At 41.6% G+C, this 20,980-nt stretch carries 17 protein-coding genes and 1 riboswitch; of the genes, 6 read left to right on the top strand and 11 right to left on the bottom strand.

Going from position 1 to position 20,980, the window contains the following annotated elements:
- Window positions 1-165: 165 nt before the first annotated feature.
- The 3 genes from PQO05_RS14580 to PQO05_RS14570 are packed head-to-tail and all read right to left on the bottom strand — an operon-like array spanning window position 166 to window position 5,694.
- Complete coding sequence (locus PQO05_RS14580) at window positions 166-1,749, bottom strand: dihydrolipoamide acetyltransferase family protein (RefSeq protein ID WP_273628049.1); 1,584 nt, start codon at window positions 1,747-1,749, stop codon at window positions 166-168.
- Window positions 1,750-1,798: 49 nt separating this feature from the next.
- Window positions 1,799-3,043: a competence/damage-inducible protein A gene (locus tag PQO05_RS14575; RefSeq protein WP_273628048.1), complete on the bottom strand. Its 1,245-nt coding sequence runs from the start codon at window positions 3,041-3,043 to the stop codon at window positions 1,799-1,801.
- 2 nt (window positions 3,044-3,045) lie between these two features.
- Window positions 3,046-5,694 (bottom strand): putative LPS assembly protein LptD, encoded by a 2,649-nt coding sequence (locus PQO05_RS14570; protein WP_273628047.1) that lies wholly within the window; start codon window positions 5,692-5,694, stop codon window positions 3,046-3,048.
- A 147-nt stretch (window positions 5,695-5,841) separates the two neighbouring features.
- Here PQO05_RS14570 and PQO05_RS14565 point away from each other — a divergent pair, with 147 nt between their 5' ends.
- Both PQO05_RS14565 and PQO05_RS14560 read left to right on the top strand, forming a co-directional pair.
- A complete protein-coding gene (locus PQO05_RS14565) occupies window positions 5,842-6,720 on the top strand; it encodes an N-acetylmuramoyl-L-alanine amidase family protein (RefSeq protein ID WP_273628046.1) in 879 nt (292 codons plus the stop codon).
- A 27-nt stretch (window positions 6,721-6,747) separates the two neighbouring features.
- On the top strand, window positions 6,748-7,692 hold the full coding sequence (locus PQO05_RS14560; RefSeq protein ID WP_273628045.1) for an MlaD family protein: 945 nt from the start codon (window positions 6,748-6,750) through the stop codon (window positions 7,690-7,692).
- Between the two features lie 30 nt (window positions 7,693-7,722).
- Here PQO05_RS14560 and PQO05_RS14555 read toward each other — a convergent pair whose 3' ends face one another.
- The 4 genes from PQO05_RS14555 to PQO05_RS14540 all read right to left on the bottom strand — a co-directional run bounded on the left by PQO05_RS14555 (window position 7,723) and on the right by PQO05_RS14540 (window position 11,144).
- Window positions 7,723-8,640: a ribonuclease Z gene (locus PQO05_RS14555; protein WP_273628044.1), complete on the bottom strand. Its 918-nt coding sequence runs from the start codon at window positions 8,638-8,640 to the stop codon at window positions 7,723-7,725.
- 21 nt (window positions 8,641-8,661) lie between these two features.
- The gene (locus PQO05_RS14550) at window positions 8,662-9,039 is read right to left on the bottom strand and encodes an STAS domain-containing protein (protein WP_273628043.1); all 378 of its coding nucleotides are present in this window, start codon (window positions 9,037-9,039) and stop codon (window positions 8,662-8,664) included.
- Window positions 9,040-9,094: 55 nt separating this feature from the next.
- Complete coding sequence (locus tag PQO05_RS14545) at window positions 9,095-10,039, bottom strand: phosphoribosylaminoimidazolesuccinocarboxamide synthase (RefSeq protein WP_273628042.1); 945 nt, start codon at window positions 10,037-10,039, stop codon at window positions 9,095-9,097.
- A gap of 145 nt (window positions 10,040-10,184) precedes the next feature.
- Complete coding sequence (locus PQO05_RS14540) at window positions 10,185-11,144, bottom strand: PhoH family protein (RefSeq protein ID WP_273628041.1); 960 nt, start codon at window positions 11,142-11,144, stop codon at window positions 10,185-10,187.
- 104 nt (window positions 11,145-11,248) lie between these two features.
- Here PQO05_RS14540 and PQO05_RS14535 point away from each other — a divergent pair, with 104 nt between their 5' ends.
- The 4 genes from PQO05_RS14535 (at window position 11,249) to PQO05_RS14520 (ending at window position 15,988) form a co-directional block, all read left to right on the top strand.
- Entirely contained in the window at window positions 11,249-12,025 is a 777-nt protein-coding gene (locus PQO05_RS14535; protein WP_273628040.1) for an SAM hydrolase/SAM-dependent halogenase family protein, read from the top strand.
- 16 nt (window positions 12,026-12,041) lie between these two features.
- A complete protein-coding gene (locus tag PQO05_RS14530) occupies window positions 12,042-12,578 on the top strand; it encodes a hypothetical protein (RefSeq protein WP_273628039.1) in 537 nt (178 codons plus the stop codon).
- A 26-nt stretch (window positions 12,579-12,604) separates the two neighbouring features.
- Window positions 12,605-14,434 carry an ABC transporter ATP-binding protein gene (locus tag PQO05_RS14525; protein ID WP_273628038.1) on the top strand — a complete coding sequence of 610 codons (1,830 nt, stop codon included), beginning with the start codon at window positions 12,605-12,607 and terminating at the stop codon, window positions 14,432-14,434.
- 156 nt (window positions 14,435-14,590) lie between these two features.
- Window positions 14,591-15,988, top strand: a complete 1,398-nt coding sequence (locus PQO05_RS14520; protein ID WP_273628037.1) for an MBL fold metallo-hydrolase RNA specificity domain-containing protein — start codon at window positions 14,591-14,593, stop codon at window positions 15,986-15,988.
- 160 nt (window positions 15,989-16,148) lie between these two features.
- On the opposite strand, the gene PQO05_RS14515 is transcribed toward PQO05_RS14520, so the two are convergent.
- From PQO05_RS14515 to PQO05_RS14500, 4 genes are all read right to left on the bottom strand, one after another.
- Window positions 16,149-16,838: an SIR2 family NAD-dependent protein deacylase gene (locus PQO05_RS14515; RefSeq protein ID WP_273628036.1), complete on the bottom strand. Its 690-nt coding sequence runs from the start codon at window positions 16,836-16,838 to the stop codon at window positions 16,149-16,151.
- A 67-nt stretch (window positions 16,839-16,905) separates the two neighbouring features.
- The gene (locus tag PQO05_RS14510; RefSeq protein ID WP_273628035.1) at window positions 16,906-17,484 is read right to left on the bottom strand and encodes a DUF6580 family putative transport protein; all 579 of its coding nucleotides are present in this window, start codon (window positions 17,482-17,484) and stop codon (window positions 16,906-16,908) included.
- A gap of 48 nt (window positions 17,485-17,532) precedes the next feature.
- A complete protein-coding gene (locus tag PQO05_RS14505; protein ID WP_273628034.1) occupies window positions 17,533-18,585 on the bottom strand; it encodes a DUF5074 domain-containing protein in 1,053 nt (350 codons plus the stop codon).
- A gap of 10 nt (window positions 18,586-18,595) precedes the next feature.
- On the bottom strand, window positions 18,596-20,641 hold the full coding sequence (locus tag PQO05_RS14500) for a TonB-dependent receptor (RefSeq protein WP_273628033.1): 2,046 nt from the start codon (window positions 20,639-20,641) through the stop codon (window positions 18,596-18,598).
- A gap of 109 nt (window positions 20,642-20,750) precedes the next feature.
- A riboswitch (cobalamin riboswitch) is annotated at window positions 20,751-20,956 on the bottom strand.
- Between the last annotated feature and the right edge of the window lie 24 nt (window positions 20,957-20,980).

Genomic DNA, 20,980 nt, shown 5'->3' with positions numbered 1-20,980 from the left:
ACGAAGCAATCTCATAGCTATGTAAATCGAAAAGCATTGGCTACGAGATTGCCACGCTATCGCTCGCAATGACAAAAAGTATAAAGCAAGCAAGGCGTTTCATTTTGAAACGACTTGCTTGCTTTATATTAAATCCGAAATCGAACATCCGAATTCCGAAATCGGTTATATCTCTTTATTAATATCCCAGCTCTCCAGGTAATCAGCGACTTTTTTAATAAATGAGCCGCCCAAAGCGCCATCAACTACACGGTGATCGTAAGATAGCGACAGGAACATCATGTGTCTGATAGCTACCATATCGCCGTTAGGCGTTTCAACTACGGCAGGCTTTTTCTTGATAGCACCAATAGCTAAAATAGCAACCTGCGGCTGATTAATAATTGGTGTGCCCATTACGTTACCGAATGTACCTACGTTAGTAATGGTGAATGTTCCGTCTTTAACTTCATCAGGCTGGAGCTTGTTGCCACGTGCACGGTTAGCCAAATCGTTTACTGATTTTGTTAATGAAACAAGATTTTTCTGATCTGCGTCTTTTATTACAGGCACAATCAGGTTGCCGCTTGGCAAAGCTGTTGCCATACCGATATTAATATGCCCGCGTTTGATGATCTGCGTACCGTTTACTGATACATTGATCATCGGCATGGCCTTAATGGCTTGCGATACCGCTTCAACAAATATCGGGGTAAAGGTTAACTTCTCGCCATATTTGGTTTCGAACTGTGCTTTAGCTTTTTCGCGCCATTGTACAATATTGGTAACATCAGCTTCAATAAATGAAGTAACATGTGGTGCAGTTTGTACGCTGTTTACCATGTGCTCGGCAATCAACTTGCGCATACGGTCCATCTCGATGATCTCATCATTAGCACCTATCGAAACAGTTTTAACTACAGGAGGTGCCTGCGGTTGTTGCGGTTCGGGTTGTGGATATGGTTGCTGCGGATAACCCGGAGGCATCGCATAGTACACCGGCATTTGCTGATAAACGATATAAGGCGGCGCCTGCTGGTACATACTTGGTGCAGGCATACCATAAGGTGCCTGCTGGTAAACCGGCGGTTGCATTGGCATGCCATAAGGCTGCTGCAATGGAGCTTGTGGTTGCTGTACCGGCGTAGCTTGTGGCTGCTCTGGTTGCGGCGCAGGCTGTTGTGGTGCTGCCGGAGCCGGCTGAATTGGCTGTTGCTTACCATTACGATGATTTTGCAGATAATTCAGCAGATCATCTTTAGTTAAGCGGCCATCTGCACCGGTACCTGTGATGGTATCCAATACAGCAATGCTCAGGCCTTCCTGCGCGGCAATACTTTTTACTAACGGTGAGTAAAATTTATTAGACTGGCTTCCGCCCTCTTGCAAAGCAGGCTGTTGTACAGAACTTGCTCTATCTTCAAGCTGGTTTATGCCAGGAATAGTTTGTGTTTGAACTGGTGCCGGTTGTGTTTCTGGTATAGTTTGTACCGGTGCCTGTACGGGCGCATTATTTACAGCTGCTTTATCTTCAACCTCAATTAATGCAATGGCTGCACCAACCTGTACTACATCATCAACCTTAAAAAGCTGCTCAGTTAATTTACCGGCCACTGGCGACGGCACCTCAGAGTCAACCTTATCTGTAGCGATCTCTAATACCGCTTCATCGGCTTCAATATAATCACCAGGGTTCTTTAACCACTTGATGATGGTTGCTTCCGCTACGCTTTCGCCCATTTTTGGCAGCAACAACTGATAATTCGACATAGATGAATTCCTAATGTTAATCTGTCAAAATTAAACTATTTCGGCGTTTTTAATCAAGTTCTGTTAATAAAGTATTTAACATACCTAAAGCGGCTATAGCTGTACGCTCTATATTTTGTATCCGTTTGCTACCGAAAGTAAACTTTTTGATCAGGCTTTTGCCGCCTCCGGCAACACCAATCCACACAGTACCAACGGGTTTATCAGGCATACCGCCATCCGGACCGGCAATTCCGGTTACCGCAATGGCATAGTCAGATTTAAAATTAAGCAACGCTCCTTCAACCATTTCGGTAACAGTTGGTTCGCTTACAGCGCCGTATTGCCAAAGGGTTTCATTCTTCACGCCTAAAATACTCTCTTTCAGTTCGTAAGAATACGAAACTGCACCACCAAAAAACACTTGAGATGAGCCTGCATGTTGGGTAAACAGGTGCGAAATATATCCTCCTGTACAGCTTTCGGCAACAGAAAGGGTTAAATTACGGGCAGCCATTTTATTCAAAATCGCTTTCTCTAGAGCAATATCTTCTTCGGCTACCACTACCTTGCCAATCCGTTCAACCAGTAACGCACTGTAATGATCTATCTGTTTTTGCAGATCGCCGGTTTTATCCTCGTATCCGCTTAATCTTAATCGTACCTGGCCTAATTTAGGCAGATAAGCCAGTTTAATGGTTGGTGGCAGGCTGTTCTCAATATCAGCTATCCTTTCGGCCAAAAATGATTCACCCTCTCCTACTGTTAAAATAGTTTTGTGGATCACTTTAGGCAATTGAAACCTTTCTTCCAACTTAGGTATAACCGTTTCCAGCATCATGTACTGCATCTCGAACGGTACACCGGGCATCGAAACATAAATCTTTCCTTCGTAGTCAAACCACATACCCGGTGCTGTGCCATTACCGTTAAGTATTACTTCACAGTTTTCGGGCACCTCGGCCTGCTTAACGTTTACATCAAGTAGCGGGCGGTTATATTTTGCAAAAATCTGCTTTACATTTTCAAGCGCAGCTTCATCTGTTTTAAAACCTACACCAAAATATTCGGCAAGCGTTTTTTTGGTAATATCATCTTTGGTTGGGCCAAGGCCACCAGTAATTAAAATAACATCAGCGCGTTGCTGAGCTTCGGCCAGGGCATTTAAAATATGTTGCCTGTCATCAGATACAGATGAGATTTGCTTTATACGCACACCTGCCTCATTTAAACGTGTAGCCATCCAGGCCGAGTTGGTATCAATGATCTGGCCGATAAGTATTTCGTCCCCTATGGTAATAATCTCTGCAAGCATATTTAGTAGTAAGGGTTATAGTATTGATTGTTTGTATAATCGCTTCGTTTGCTCAGTTTCAAATCCTGTAAAATAGATGCCTTAACACGCAGCATTACACTGTACATTTTTAAATAACCGAACGGGATCCATTGCACGGCAAGGTCCCAGCAGTGTAAGTCGCGGTAAATACCTAACTGGCAGGTACTCACCTTCTGCTTCCGTATATCCAAATCCGAATAGTAGGTCACCTTCCATTTTGGCGTAATATTTACATCGCCACGGGCCTGTATCGTATTGGTTACCGATGTTGAAGTTACGTTGTTAGTATAGTTGAAACTATAGCTCAGGTTAATATTCCAGGGCACGTTAAAATCAACAAACGCACTTTGATCCTGGCTTACCAACGCTAAACGCTCGGCCTGTTCTGGTGTAAGCCCCTGCGCCAGGGTATTATTTATACCATTCTGCACATTGGGGTTAAGCCTGTTACCTGTTTTAGCATTAGAGTTTAAGCTAATATCCGTCGATGCAAAAAACGAAGTCAACCTTGGAAATTGGCCATTTTGCCAGGTATAACGATCTATACGCTGAGCATATTTATGAATCTGGTTTCCGCTAATGGTATCGCGCACATTTACCACATACGGGTCAAACACCCCACCAAAGCTAATATTCAGCTTTTGATTAAAGATTGCCGTATGCCCGCTAAATGAGATAAGCGATAACTTCATTGAATCGGCCGCGAAATTATAAAAGGTAGAAAATGTTAGGCCCTGCAGTATCTGTATTTTCTTATCCGTTTGGGAGGTATCCGTACTTTTTGCGCGTACCTTGGCCTCTATCGTATTATCCAGACTAAAGCCTATACCCGCTTGTTTACCCGGCGAGGGGCCACCAACCGCTGTACCATTAAAAATTGAATAACTGGTGGCCTGGTATGGATATGGTACAGATGCCTGGCTAACTGCTGTTTTATAATAGCCATAACTCGGATCGCCAAAATCAGGACGGTAGTTAAAGCTTAAAGACGGCGTCATCACATGACGGATGGCCTTTAGCTTACCTTTAAAATTCATGGTACCATATACTTTTGTCGATACAGAAGCGCCCAAAGTATACTCGCCAGCCCGTTTAAAGCCAGGTATGGTATCAATAATTAAATTACTGCCGGTAAGGCTGGTACGGTCATACTTTTCATTGATAGACTGGATATTCCAATACTCGGTATAGTTAAAGTTTGTGCTAAACTGGAAAAACTTAAGGAATGTAAGGCTTAAGCTAACAGGTATGTTTTGCTTAAAACCGGTTTGCAAACGTTTGGCTAAAATATCACCCTGAAAAAGCTCATCCTCCGGCAAACTTGAAACCTTGTTGGTACCTGATGAATTATAGCTTATGGTTATTTTTTGATACCACTTTTGTTCACCCACCCTGTCTTTTGAGTCAAACGGACTTATACTGGCCATGTTGAACGTAAAAGACGGTAATTCCAAATCAACAGTTTTCTTTGCCAGATCTTGTGAGTGCGTTAAGTTAACAGAAAGGTTGAAGGGAGAACCCGCCCAGGTTTTCGAATACGCGATACTGGAGTGCAGGTTGTTTTGTGTAATTTGTTGCAGGTTATAATTTTGGTTTGCACCAGAGTTTGAATAATAACTGCTTGAACCAGCGTTAACTGAGGCGCTGAATACCGAGCCGGGGTGTGCACTTGGATCTTGCGAGTGCGACCATAAGATGTTAAATGTTTTTCGTGCAGGGTCGCCCGGGTTACCGTAGTTATTTGAGGCATAGTCAAACCTGGCGGTACCGGTATATTGGTAGCGCACAATATATCGTGCTGTTGTACCTATTTCATACGAACCTTTGGTATATATGGAACCCGTAGTGGTTAAATCAATATTATCATTTATACCAACGTAATAACCAAAATTTTGCAGATAAAAGCCACGTTGCTGGTCTTCACCAAAAGTAGGTAATATAACCCCTGAAGCTCTTGTATTAGGTTTTGGGAAAAAACCGAATGGTATAGCCAAAGGTAATGGCACGCCCTCAATTTCGAGGTAAGCCGGCCCGGATACAATTTGATTTTTCTCTGCAATACCTTTGGTAATTACTATACCAAAGTGCGTATCCGGATAAGGCAAATCGCACGTACTGTATAAAACATTGTGGTAAGCCACCTCGTTTTCATTCAGTTTTTTGGCTAAACCACCCGAAACAAAGTTGCCCCCCTGCTCAGATGCAGGGTTAAACACTTTCCCTTTTTTGGTTTCATAATTATAGTAGATAGAATCTGCTGCGGCAGGTTTATCGTTTCTTTGCTTGGTAATTGGCCTGCCTACATAGCGGTGTGTACGTGGGTCTATCCGGCCTTTGGCAAATATCTGGTGGTTCTTTTGGTCAACCCTGATAAAATCTGCATCGAGCTCAAAATCTTCATAAGTTACCCGTGCTTTACCATACAGATACATAATATTATGGTCATTATCGGTGTAAGTAGAGTCTTCAGCACTCCATTTTACCATCGACTCAAGTCGGCTATTTGATTTTGAAGATGTATCTTTAGCTGCGGAAACAGGCTTAGCCCCTTTTACAGGTTTGCCTTTTTTACCCGTATTGGGTTTAGCTTTGTGTAGTGTGTCTCGCTGGATAATTGTATCAATTGCCAATAAATGCCTGTTTAAAGCGTTATAATTGGCAGCTAATGATACATTCGCCGCGATAACAAGTGATAAGAGAAAAATTAGACTGGCGAATTTCAAAATTAGTTTCGAATAGTATTTTTGCAGTTCAGATAATAACAGCGTTCAAAAATAATGAAAAATAAAGCATTCAAAAGATTCATTTACCGTACTTGTATATTCCTGTTTTCAATTCCATTGTTTTCATTTAAAATTTTACCAGATACAGCTAAAAAAGACAGCACCGTTTACAACGGCTATAAAGTTAAAACTATTGTTGTTGATGCTGGCCATGGTGGAAAAAGAGCCGGGGCGTCCGGCGATTATTCCGTTGAAAAGAATGTAACGCTGGCATTGGCTTTTAAATTGCAGAAGGCGTTAGAAAAAGATGTGCCCGATGTTAAAGTAGTGATGACCCGCACCACAGATGATGACATATTATGGCAAAAACGTTCTGATATTGCGAACGAAGCTAAAGGCGATCTTTTTATCTCATTGCATTGTAATTCATTATCTGACCGGGTTGTTACGGTAAACGGCCGCAAAAAACGGGTACCCGATCAATCAGGCCGGGGCGTTTTACTTTTGGTATACGGTTTTCACCGTGGCGGAAACGAAAAAGGCGGCGATAATGAAGAGGCTGCTGCAATAAGGGAAAACTTAATTGAGGAAAAAGATGTTAATGGGGGAAGTACGGTAGATTTTAACGACCCTACCCAAATGATTTTACTTAATGCGTTTAAAAATAAGTACAGAAAAAACAGCATCCGCCTGGCCAACATTTTAAACGACGAATTTAAAGAGACAGACGGGCGGCCAAGCGAAGGTGTGAGAGAGCAAAGCATTTTAATATTATGCCACAGTGCAATGCCGGCCGTGCTGGTAGAAACAGGATATATTAATAACCCTAAAGACGAAGCTTACTTAAATTCTGAGGATGGGCAAAACGAGATCATCAGCACTATTATAAGATCAATAAAAACGTATAAGGCAGAACTTGAACAATCAAACTAAACATATTCAATCTAAAACATCTACATTTTGAAAATAAATAACGAAACCAAGGTAGGCGTACTGACTGTAGTAGCCATTACTATATTATTATTAGGGTACAGTTACTTAAAAGGTTCTGACGTATTTTCGAGCGATAACCGCTTTTATGCCGTTTACAGAAGCGTTGAAGGCTTAACTGTTTCTAAACCTGTGTTGGTTAATGGCTTCCCTATCGGTAAGGTTTCTAAAATGGAACTGCAGCCCGACGGGCGTACTATTGTTGAATTTAAAGTTTCGCATAAGTACAATGTGCCGGTTAATACTTTGGCCAAACTGGAAAGTACAGACCTTTTAGGCGGCAAAGCCATTATATTTGAACTGGGCACCAGTAAAGAGTATGCGGATGATAAAGACACCCTCCGTGCCGACGTACAAGGTAGCCTGGCCGAAAGCCTGCAGCCAATACAAAGAAAAGCCGAGTTGCTGATCGCTAAATTAGATTCGACTTTGGGTTCGGTAAACAAGATCCTGAACCCTGATTTTCAGAAAAATGTTGACCGCAGTTTCCTGAGCATTGCAAACTCGTTACAAACGCTCGAAGGGACTACTAAGAAAATTGACAACCTGGTTGGCGCACAAAGCGGGCATATCAATAACATCATGTCTAATGCCGAGGTTGTATCATCAAACCTAAAGGTTACAACGGGGCACCTGCAAACGGTATCTACCAACTTCGAAACCTTTAGTACAGATTTGGCTAACGGTAACGTTAAACAAACACTGGATAATGCCAACAAAGCCGTTGCTGATCTACAGGCTACTATTGCCAAAATTAACAATGGCACCGGCTCTATCTCACTTTTGCTTAACGACGATAAGATGTACAAAAATCTTAACGCCGCTTCTGGTAACTTAAACAATCTGTTTATTGATATCAAAGCACATCCAAGCCGTTATGTAAGCTTCTCGGTGTTTGGTAAAAAAGATAAGTAAGAGATTATTTCAAAACGTTTACAATAGCAGCTACGCTCCTATTGTAAACGTTTTTCCTTCTATAGCAAGTTCCGTATTAGGGAACACGCTCCTGGCTTCATCCAAAAGCTCATTTAAAGTCTTGTAACGCGCAGAAAAGTGGCCGATGAGTAATTGCTGTGCATTAGTCTGTAAAGCTACGTCAGCAGCCTGCCATGCGGTTGTATGGTGTGTTTGCAAGGCACGGTCTAGCATATTGTGCAGAAACGTAGCTTCGTGGTATAGCAAATTGGCATTCGCTATCTGCTCAAAGTATTGTTGATTGTACAATGTATCCGAGCAATAGGCGTACATTTTGGGTGCAACAGAATCAATGGTGAGTTCATCGTTGTGATAAACTGTACCATCTGGAGCTACATAATTTAATCCACGTTTTAGTTGTGAGTAAAAACTAACCGGGATTTCAAGCGCTTCTATCTTCTCTTTAATCAGTTTACGCAGTGTTTTCTTTTGTTTGAAAATAAAGCCAGTACAGGCAATGCGGTGATCGAGCGGGATAGTTTCTACAATAATATCGTGATTCTCCAGAATTATCTGCGGGCCGCTGGGATCAGTGGGATAAAATTCGAGCTCGTAATGCAGGGTGGTTTCTGAATACTTAAACTGAATATCTATGATCTCCTTCAAAGCAGGCGGACCAAACAGTTTCAGCGGCTTTACACGACCGTTAAGATGTAATGAAGATAATAAACCTACCAGGCCTAGATAATGATCGCCATGCAAATGGCTGATAAAGATATGATCAATACGGCTAGCCTTTACATCAAACTTTAGCATTTGCTGTTGAGTGCCTTCGCCGCAATCAATAAGGTACAAACGCTCATTAATATTAAGCGCCTGCGCAGTAGGATTTCTGTTATATATGGGAGTTGCCGAGCTGCTGCCAAGTATAGTTACTTCAAACTTCATGAAGGCTAAACATAACTTGGCTTATTTTGCTTCTTTTTTTAGTTCTTTTTCTATTTCCTCCATAAAAACGAGGTCAACAGCTTCTTCAACAGAAGGAACAATGGTTAAAACGCTATCCAATTGAGAGATGGTAATCAGACGGGCAACCGCTTCGCTTAAACCAGACAGGATAAAAACACCTTCGGCATTTTTACATAAACGGTGGCCAACCAATAAACTGCTTAAACCAGATGAATCGGCAAACTTTACCTGGCACAGGTCAAGGATAATATTCCTTTGCCCTTCGGCGTTTACAAGAATAAGTTCTGACTTAAGCTGCGGGGTAAACAATGAATTCAGTTTCGATTCATTCAGCTTTAGCACAACGTATTTCTCGTGTTTATCAATTGCAAACTTCATTATTGTCTGATTATAATATTAAGCTAAGATATAATTATTTTGGTTATAAATAAAATTACAAAGCAGCAAGTGCAGCCGTAACATTTTTCTCAACTCTTGTCAATATCTCCCCTGCTTCTGGCTTAACAAAGGTTTCGCCGGTTATTTTGTTATAAAGTTCGATATATCTTTCAGAGATTGATTCAATAATTTTAGGTGTCATTTCAGGCACTGTTTGTCCATCTTTACCCTGGAAACCATTTTCAATTAACCATTTTCTAACAAATTCTTTCGAAAGCTGTTTTTGAGCCTCGCCTTTTTGCTGGCGCTCTTCATAACCTTCGCTGTAGAAATAACGTGAAGAGTCTGGTGTATGGATCTCATCAATCAGGTAAATTGTACCATCATGTTTGCCGAACTCATACTTGGTATCAACCAGTATTAAATCTTGCGCAGCTGCAATTTCGGTACCGCGTTGGTATACAGCACGTGTATATTTTTCTAACTGCTCGTAGTCTTCGCTGCTTACAATACCTTTAGCCAGGATGTCTTCTCTCGAAATATCCTCATCGTGCCCTACCGATGCTTTAGTAGTCGGCGTAATAATCGGTTCAGGAAGTTTATCGTTTTCCTTTAAACCTTCAGGTAAGCTTACGCCGCAAACCTGGCGTTTACCTGCGCTATACTCACGCCATGCATGGCCGGCCAAATAACCGCGGATCACCATCTCTACCTTAAACGGCTCACAAATACGGCCAATAGTAACGCTTGGATCTGGTACAGATACTACCCAGTTAGGTACAATATCTTCTGTCGATTTTAAGAATTTGGCAGCAATTTGGTTAAGCACCTGGCCTTTGTAAGGGATTGGCTCTGGTAATACCACATCAAAAGCAGATATGCGGTCGCTCACCACCATTACCAGGTATTCGTTATTGATAGTATACACATCGCGTACCTTCCCTTTGTAAAATGATGTTTGATTAGGAAAGTTAAACTGTGTTTCTTTTATAGCGTACATTAGATATGAGATTTTAGATATGAGATATGAGATGCCATAAAATCATATAATCTTAAAGCATCTCTTGTCTAAATTTAGATATGAGATGCAAATATAAGACTAAGCTGTTTTATCTCAAATCTAATATCTCACATCTCATATCTAATTATTGAATGTCGCCGTAGGCTTCCAGAATCTTCCGAACCAGTTTATGGCGTACCACGTCTTCGCCGGTAAGGTAAATAATGTCGATGCCTTTAATGTCGGTAAGGATGCGTAAGGCGGTGTGTAAACCAGATTGCTGTTTTTTAGGTAAATCTATCTGGGTTACGTCGCCGGTTACAATGAACTTTGCGGTTGGGCCCATACGGGTTAAAAACATTTTCAATTGCATATCGGTGGCGTTTTGCGCCTCATCCAATATTACAAAACAGTTGTCCAATGTACGGCCACGCATAAATGCCAATGGAGCAATTTCAATAGTACGGTTTTCCAGATAGGTTTTCAACTTCTCAGCCGGGATCATATCGTCCAACGCATCATATAACGGACGCAGATATGGATCGATCTTTTCTTTTAAATCACCCGGTAAAAACCCAAGGTTCTCCCCCGCTTCTACAGCCGGGCGGGTTAAGATGATCCGTTTAATTTCCTTGTTTTTCAACGCCCTTACTGCCAGTGCAACAGCGGTATAAGTTTTACCCGTACCTGCAGGGCCAATGGCAAACAAAATATCGCTGGTGTTGATGCTATCAACCATGCGGCGCTGGTTGGCCGTGCGGGCCTTAACCATAATACCGTTAGGGCCAAATACGATGACCTCGCCCGTGGTCGATTTATCGTTCGCAGCAGGATCGGTCACAGGTTGCTGTACCTTCGATCCAAGAATGCGTTCGATGTCGGTAATATTGAGATTGTCGAATTTTTCGACGTGATTTAGCAGATGTTGAAATTTTTCTCCGAACACGGTTAGTTCGTGATCATCGCCTAAAATTTTAACTTCGCTGCCACGCGCAACAATCTTAAGTTTAGGGTATTGCTTCTTAATAATTTCAAAATGATCATTATTAGGACCCCACAATACGGCTGGGTTTATATTCTCTAAAGATAATTTAAGTTCGTTCAATATGAATTGATTTTAGAGTAACAGATTTTTTATGCTTAAAAAATTTGAATATTTGCAGCTTGTAATCGCTTGTACAAGATTAACAATAAATATTTAAAAAAGTAATGCCCATAATAACATTAACAACCGATCTGGGAGATAAAGATATCTACCAGGCTGCCCTTAAAGGTAGCATATTAAGTCTGTTGCCAAATGTTAATATTATTGATATTACACACAGTGTAGCGGCCTTCAACGTACAGCAGGCCGCATTTATACTCAAAAACAGCTATCACTACTTCCCTAAAGGAACAGTGCATTTAATTGGTATTGATACTGTATACAATGCTCATACGCGTTATATCGCAGTTAGTTACAAAGGGCACTTTTTTGTTGGGGCCGATAATGGCATTTTTTGCCTGATGTTTGGCACCGAACCCGATGAAATTGTGGAGCTTAACATTATGCAGGACCTGAAGTTTTTGCACTTCCCCCTGGCCGATATTTTTGTAAAAGCGGCCTGCCATTTGGCACAGGGTGGTAAGCTAACAGAAGTAGGCATCCCTGTTAGCGGCACCGAAAAGAAAATGAATTTACAACCTACAGTTGAGCGAAACCTCATTAAAGGTGTGGTCATTTATATCGACTCTTTCCAGAACGTGATCACTAATATCACGAAAGATTTCTTTAACAAAGTGCAGCACGGCCGCCGCTTTACCCTTTACTTTAAGCGTAACGAAACCATTACCCATTTGAGCTGGCACTACAATGAAGTACCCGAAGGCGAAAAGCTTTGTTTATTCGGCATTAGCGACCATTTAGAAATTGCCATAAACAAAGGCAATGCAAGCGGGTTATTAGGTTTAAATCTCGGTGACAGCGTGATTATAGATTTTCAATAATCTAACCCTCTTGCTTATGAAAAAACTTTTGTTGCTGGCAGCCATCTGCCTGGCTTGTGGTATGGTATATGCCCAGCCCAATGCCGATTCGCTTGCTTATCAGAATCAGCGTAAAAAAATTAATGATATGCTGGCTGCACGTGCCGCTAAATTTGGCCAGTATGATGCCAGCCTGAGCCATCATTCCGGCATTTTTGGGATGCAGACCAAGAAAGACATCCGGCGCTCGAATGATATTCTGATGGATATTGTACACACCGACAATGATATTTTGCAGCAGACTAAAGTGCTGCTAACACTCAAAAACAACCAGCTCGATTACCGCAATTTTCAGCAGCAAACCATCCAAACCAAGGTAAAAGAAACGGAAGATAACTCACTGGCCTACATGAGTACCATCAATAAGCTGCGCGATCAGAACGAAAAGATGAAAATGACCGTACAAAACGCAGATAAAACTGAAGCAAAACTGAAGTTCTGGCTAATTATCTCGTTGATACTGTTCATTGTAACGTCAATTTTATGGATCAAGGCCAAAAAACGTGCGATTTAACGTAATTTAGCTGCTTTGAATTACAAATGGCGCGACAAAGATTAAACAGCGGAAACGCTGCTGAGAAAGAGTTACCAAAAGCAAAATTAAATAAACAAAGCCTGCAGAACATCGGCAAGCTTTTAAGTTATATTAAACCATACAAAGCCAAATTTATAGGCGGCCTTATTTTCCTGGTACTATCAAGCTTAACCGGCTTGGCATTTCCGGGTTTCTTTGGGGCTTTGATCGATGCTGCACAAGGTAAACAACGTTACGCTTTTATGCCTGCCAACTTAACTACTATTGGTGAGGTTGCTATAGCCGTGCTATTTGTACAGGCCTTTGTATCTTATTTCCGCATTACCTGGTTTGTGCAGGTGGCCGAGAAATCACTGGCCGATATCCGTCGCGATACTTATTTTAAGCTGATTACACTGCCGATGAACTTCTTCTCTAACCGTCGGGTTGGCGAATTAAACAGCCGTATTTCAGCCGATCTATCGCAGATACAGGACACCTTAACTACTACAATTGCCGAGGCTATCCGCCAGATCATCATCTTAGTTGGTGGTATCATTTTGTTGATGGTGGTATCTATCAAATTAACTTTCGCCCTGTTAATCGTATTACCGTTTTTAATTGCAACAGCTATATTCTTCGGCAAATTTATCCGTAAGCTATCACGCCAGGCGCAGGATAAACTGGCCGATTCTAATACCATTGTTGAAGAAACCCTGCAAGGCATAGCCAACGTTAAGGCGTTTGTAAACGAAGCTTTTGAGGCTGCACGTTATGATAAAAACCTGCGCGATGTAGTTAATTTAGCTATTAAAGGTTCTAAATATCGCGGCTTATTCGGGGCATTTATTGTATTCTGTTTATTCGGGACTATTTTTGGTGAGATCTGGTACGGCTCGTATTTGGTATCCATTCATGATAATGGATTTACCTTTGGTAAACTGACAACCTTTATTGTTTATGCTGCCTTTATCAGTGCCGCAATGGGTAGTTTGCCAGATTTGTATGCTAACATCCAAAAGGCAGTAGGCTCGAGCGAACGTGTATTAGAAATACTGGCCGAAGAAGGCGAAGAAGTATCAATCGACGCAGAAGAAAATAAAGTTAAAAAGAGAATTGACGGCAACATCAGCTTCAATAATGTAAACTTCCACTACCCTTCCCGTCCCGAAATTGAAGTGCTTAAAGGCGTTTCTTTTGATGCCGCAGCTGGACAAAAGATTGCCATTGTAGGCCCAAGTGGCTCAGGTAAATCAACTATGGCCTCGCTGATCCTGCAATTCTATCATCCGCAAAACGGAAATATTACTTTTGATGGTAAACCGGCTGATGAGTTTGCATTGACTGACATCCGTAACCAGGTTGCTATTGTTCCTCAGGATGTGTTATTGTTTGGCGGAAGTATATTAGAAAACATTGCTTACGGTAAATTGGGTTCGAACCGTGAAGAAGTTATTGAGGCTGCTAAGAAAGCTAATGCACATAATTTTATCAGTAACTTCCCTGAAGGTTATGACACTTTGGTTGGCGAACGTGGTGTTAAACTATCAGGCGGCCAGCGCCAGCGTATTGCCATTGCAAGGGCTTTATTGAGAAACCCATCTATCTTAATTTTGGATGAGGCTACATCATCATTAGATTCTGAATCAGAACGTTTGGTACAGGAAGCTTTGGAAGTATTGATGAAAGACCGTACATCAATCATCATTGCTCACCGCTTATCAACCATTCGCGAAGCAGATAAAATTATCGTTTTAGACAAAGGTACCATCACCGAAACCGGTAGCCATGCAGAGTTAATGCACAATGAAACAGGCCTGTACCGTTATTTAAGTCAACTGCAATTAGAAGCGTAGAATGTTGTACGTAGGACGTTATACGTTTGACGTTTAACTCCTTACAACAACATTTTGCTGCTAAATATAAACGTGTTATATTACATCAAACTTATATTAAAACTTAGGGATAGTTAACGTGTTTAAACGTACAACGTAATACGTCCAACTTACAGAATGAAATTAACCATACACGGGGCAGCCCGTCAGGTAACAGGGAGCATGCATTTGCTTGATGTTGCCGGATATAAAATATTGATAGACTGCGGGCTCGATTATGAACGCGAACGTAGCACTATCTCTAACGAAAACTTTCCTTTCAGGCCCGAAGAAATTGATGTGGTGATTTTAACTCACGCCCACATCGATCATTCCGGCAACCTGCCAACCTTAGTGCGTTTAGGCTTCAATGGTCAGATTTTATGCACCCCACCTACTGCCGATTTAGCCGAAATGCTGATGATGGACTCGGTGAGCATATTTATGAACAAAGCACAAGGCAGCCGCAAACGTGGCCGTGGCAAGCATCACAACCACGGTAGCAGCCAGCCATTGTACCTGCACAAGCATGTAATGGATACGGTTGACCGTTTTGTTACTATTGGCTTTAACCGCCCATTCAGATTGACAGGTAATATCGAGCTAACCTTTATATCCGTTGGCCACCTTTTAGGCGCAGCCGCTGCTGTATTGAAGATCAATGATAATGGCGTTGAAAAATCTATTGCCTTTACGGGCGATATTGGCCGCAAGAATTACCCGGTACTGAACGACCCGGAGGTTATCCCTCCGGTTGATTATCTGGTTACAGAATCGACCTACGGAGGTCGTTATCATACCAAAGGTAAAACCGTTGAAGAGGTTTTGGTGGAGACCATCGATAAAGCTTGTATTAAAGAAACCGGCAGGTTAATTATCCCGGCCTTTAGTATTGGGCGTACGCAATCATTGGTTTACTCGCTTAACAAGATCTTTAGCAGTGGTTTACTGCCGCCTGTTAAAGTATTTGTTGATAGTCCGCTGGCCATGCGCTCAACCCAGACATTCCGCAAATTTCATAGTTTGTTGAATGAGGAGGCCCATGATTTCTACAATAGAAAAGGTGACGAATTTGAATTTGACAACCTTACTTATATCGAGAACCTAAAAGATAGCCGGGATATTTCAAATTATTTTGAACCCTGCATTATCATATCATCAGCAGGTATGCTGGAGGGTGGCCGGATCCAGGACCACTTGTTTTATAATATTCAAAATTACTACTGCACCATCCTTTTCATCGGTTATTGTGCTAAAGGAACTTTAGGCCATCGCTTATTACGTGGCGATCCTATCGTGCACATTAAAGACCGCGAATTAGCCGTGTATGCGACTATCAAACAGACAGACCTATTCAGTGCCCACGGAGATCACGAAGATTTAATGAACACCGTTAAACAGCAGGATAAGGCCAAATTGAAGCAAATATTCCTGGTACATGGTGATCCACAAAGTATGGAAGCTTTTGCCGCGGGATTAGAAGCTGAGGATTATCCGGTTGTGATTCCTGAAAAGGGATTGGTTTATGAGTTGTAAGACTGCAAAAATAACCCAACCCGTCATTGCGAGGTACGAAGCAATCCCCGATTTACAGAGCGGTTCTGTATAGTTCGCGATTGCTTCGTACCTCGCAATGACGGGTTGGGATAACTATACCTAAAAGTCATTTTGCTGCCAATGTGGAACATTCCACCCTTTACACGCCTGCCAATAACTCCTCTACCAAGGCAGGTACACTTTCAGTTGCTTTAGCTTTAATCTTAATTATTCCTGATAAGGATACATCCGGTATTACCGGATCGACAATATATTTAGGCGTTTTACGAGGTACGTAATTGATTAATCCTGCAGCCGGGTAAACCGCTAATGATGAACCAATGAGGATAAACAGATCTGCCGAATGACAAATTTCTGCCGCTGGCTCAATCATAGGCACAGCTTCGCCAAACCAAACTACATGTGCACGTAGCGGCGAGCCGAGTTCGCAAACTTCGTCCATACCTATCTCCCAGCCTACTATCGGGTAAGTTAATTGTGGATTCAGGCTCGATTGCGAACGGGTGATGATACCGTGCAAATGCAGCACATTGCTTGATCCGGCACGTTCATGCAGATCGTCGATATTTTGGGTGATGATGGTTACGTCGAATTGCTCTTCCAATTTAGCCAGGGCATAATGTGCTGCATTAGGTTTGGCCTCCAATACCGATTTACGGCGCTGGTTGTAAAAATCCTGCACCATGGCCGGGTTACGCGCCCAGGCTTCGGGGGTGGCTACATCTTCAATATTGTATCCCTCCCACAAGCCATCACTGTCACGAAAGGTTTTCAGCCCGCTTTCTGCGCTGATGCCCGCGCCGGTTAATACCACTAACTTTTGTTTCATAGCTAATTGTTATTCATAAAAAAAGCGATGATCACTCATCGCTTTTAAATTTCGTTTATTTATCTGATTAAGCTGTGGCCAATTTAGGCTCGTTGCGTAACACAGTGTATTTGCTCTTAGCCAGTTCAAAGCCTCCGAACAGTATTAGTCCGAAAACCAGATCGCCCAGGATCATATTTTTCTCAAACGGAACAGCTGCTATCAGCGATTGGAAATAACCGTTAATACCTTTAGCATACGTTGTTCCGTTTAACCATGGGTCGATGTCGGTTAGCAACCAGTGTACAAGTATGCCCCCTACAGATGCTAACACTACAGTACCAAAATTTACTTTTTTAATCAGGCTACCAAAAAACACCATAGCAAAGAAACTGGCATACATCCATAACGAACTGCTGTACCAAACCAGTTTAGAGAAGTACATGTAATTGATGATGAGATCGCTTACAAAAAGCGCCGCAAATGGCACCAGGTACGCTTTCCACTTATCGTTAAAATAGGTGCCACCAAAAATGGCGATAGCGCCTACGGGTGTAAAATTGCTTAACACCTGATATTTATAACTTACCAGGCGCATTGCTGCGGCAGCAATAATCATGAGGATTAAAACTGCGTTTCTGATATTGATTTTCTGTTGTTGCGACATTGTATAATATTGGTAAACAAATTTACTGATTATCGAACGAAATAAAAACTACTTGTTTACAAACACAATATTAGCAGGATTAATACCCACTGTAATGGTATATTCCTGTTTACCGTTTTTGTCAAAAGCATACAAAGTACCGTTTGATGAATAATCTTTAGCGTCTGTTACAAATACCTCGCCTGTGGTGCTATTAGCAGCAAGGCCATAAGCAGCTGTTAATTTTGTACCATCTGTAATAAAATTGGCGCTGCTAATAGCTTGTGTTTTGGTGTTGTACACAACAACTTTGCCAGTACCACTCAGGTAATAACCGTTATCACCACTAACCACAAATGGAGAACCGTAACCTACATCTACAGTAGTTTGTGAGGTTGCTACATCTGCAGTATTGTCAATAATACTTATGCCAGGCATAACAGAAGCATAATCTCCATTTGAAATAACATAAACATGGCCATAGTTGTCAGCCCCAATCGCTACCGGGTTAATAATTACATTAATAGTTTTAGTTACTGCTAAAGAAGTTAAATCAATAACTGATACTGTTTTATCGTAAGTTACGGCCAAACCACCAGAGTTTGCTACGTACAATTTATTGTTTGACACCACCAATTGTTCCGGATAAGATCCCACTGTAATATGTTTGCTTATGGTTAAAGCAGCAGTATCTATAACGGCAACTGTACCATCGTAAGAGGTAACAAATGCATTGTTTTTGTAGAAGGCAATGCTGCGTGGTTCGCTATCACCAAAAGAAATTTGCTTAATTAACTTGGCTGTTTTAGGGTTAACCACATTAATAACCTTAGACTTATCTACAACGATATACATTTTAGATCCATATACTTTCAAATCGTTTGGAAGGCTCCCAACCCCAGCGCCGTTTGCTGTTGTATAAATATCTGGTGTTGTTACTTTGGTTGTGTAATCGTAATAGGTAATGCTACCTGTGCTTCCGCCCTGGTTTAAAACATAAACACCGGCCACTTGCGCAATGGGTGTAGTTGGTGTTACATCATTTTTGTCTTTATGGCACGATGACAACGCTGCCGTTGTAACAATCGCGAATAAGAAATTTTTAAGTTTAAAGTGTTTCATTTTGATATGATTAAATTGTTATTTGAAAAGATAATCTGTACGATCGGCCAGGCATCGGGTAACTGTAAAGCACTACGTAACGCTCATTAAAAAGGTTGTTGACCTCAAATGAAGCATTCACGGGCACACTATGTGTCAGGAACTTATATATTAGCGAAGCATTACTTACGTTGTATGATGGCAGGTAATATTCGGGCACATTATTATTCTCGTAGTATCTTGATGATGAAAACGTGCTGTTATAATATAGACCTAAAGCTTTGTAATTAATGCCTGCATTTAAGTTGAGTAGATTTTTTGGTGTGTAAGGTATTTGGTCGAGGTAATAAGAATCACTCGGGTCTGTAACATTAATGGCATTTTGATAAGTGTAATTGACAGAGATTGTGCCCAGCCATCCCACTGCAGGTATTACATCGGTTTTCAAAGTCACATCCAGTCCCTTAATATCTACACTACCCAGGTTAGTAACAGAAGGCGTTTCTGGCGAACGTGAAGGCAGGTAGATGATCTTGTTTCGAACGTTATTATAATAAGCATCGGCAGTAACTGCTAAATCGTGCACAAAACCGTTAAAGCTTTTTTGGTAGGTTATTCCCAGATCGTATTGCTTGGTGCGTTCTGGATCAAGATTGCGCGGCCTTACTGCATAATAATACTGTTCGGCGAAGGTGGGATTTCTGAATATATCTTTATAGAATGCCCTTAACTGTAATCCAGAGTTTAGAAAGGGTTGAAAAGTGGCCGACAAACTTGGCGTAAATGCAGATTTAGATGCAGCTGCTATGCCATTCTTCACATGATCTGTGATATAGGTGTTCAATAAATTACCCTGAAGATGCCATTTATCGAAAGCCAGATCTGTTGCTACCGCATTAAACAATGTTAGCCTTGTTGGGAAAGCATATTGGTAATAATTGGTATAAACATCACTAAATAAGTTGGTGAGCGCGGCATCAGAGGCATAAGATACTTCCCAATTATGCAGAATATGGTAACCAACCGAAGCCGATTGGTAAAACTCGTGCTGCATGTAATGTTCATTACTGCCAATTGCTCCATCCGGAAGTGACGGGTCAAGATAATGCAGGTAGTTTTGCGAATACTTACTATTCAACAATAAATGAAAACTGCTTTTGGCAATGTACTCGTATGCCGATTGTACCAACAGATCGTGATTTTGCATGCGTTGGTTGGATTGTGTGGTATAATAAATTACCGGCCCGGGCAATCCCCTATCGCTGTTATAATAGTTGAATTGTATCTTAAATTTATTGCTGTCGCTTTTAGCCCAATATAAGGCACCATCTGTTTGTAAGGCTTTGATGTCGCTATTTCTGCGGGTGGCTAAGGTATCAGAACCATCGCCGTTTTCTTTGTACTTATATTGCCCGTTTGCATAAGTATAATTGGCATTTAACACAACCGACCATTGCTTAGATACACGTTGCTGCCATTGCAGGTAAGGATTTAGTAACCCAAATGAACCGCCATTTCCCCCAAGTGAAACCTGGTAAGGTTTGGCTGCGCTCAATTGTGGCCTTGTAGTTTTAATATCTAATATGCTGGCCGATGCAAATGACCGTGCAGGTTGCACAATGTTTGGTGCCTGGCCATTATATAAGGTAACAGACTGTACATTGTAAAGACTGAATTTGCCCAGGTCAATCTGCCCGTTCTGTGCATCGTTCAGTATAACGCCATCGTATTGTACACCGGTATGGGTAGCTCCCATGCTGCGTACCGAGATGGTTTTTAATCCGCCAATGCCTCCGTAATCTTTAACGTTTACACCTGCAAAGTTAGCGGCAATATCAGCCACAGACAAGGCCGCATAATGACTAAAATCGGCGTTGGATATTTGCTGTACAGGTATAATGGTTTGCACCTTGGGTAAGGTTGATGAAGTTACATTAACCTCTTTCAGCTTTTTAGAAGTATCCTGCTGGGCTTTAAGCCGGGTTGATAGCAATAACAGCATACAGGCAATACAAATACTGTATATACCGTAACGGGATATTAAAACAGGCCGAAATTTTGCTGTAAACTTTTCCATTGCTTAATAATTCAAAGCAATACAACGGAAAAATGAATGGAACACAACCAATCAAAATTATTGATCAGTTTTAATGTATTTCACCCAAGCTTCAATCCGCGAAAGCTATGAATTGGTAATGCTTTTGGCAGGTCTTCTGGCTCATCCTGTGTTGACGTCTTCCCATACCGATTTAGAATCGGGACAGTGACTAATTAATCAACTAACCTCTTTATCAGAAGCCGGACTTACAGCTGCGGGACAGCTCCGGAATTACACCGGATTCCCTTTTAATCTTTACCTTAACGGCAAGGAACCTAAAAGCTGTGCAAAAGTAACATAACAAACTGACATTTAGCT

This window comes from Mucilaginibacter jinjuensis (assembly GCF_028596025.1).
Taxonomy (GTDB): domain Bacteria; phylum Bacteroidota; class Bacteroidia; order Sphingobacteriales; family Sphingobacteriaceae; genus Mucilaginibacter; species Mucilaginibacter jinjuensis.
This window is presented reverse-complemented; position numbering and strand designations above follow the sequence as displayed.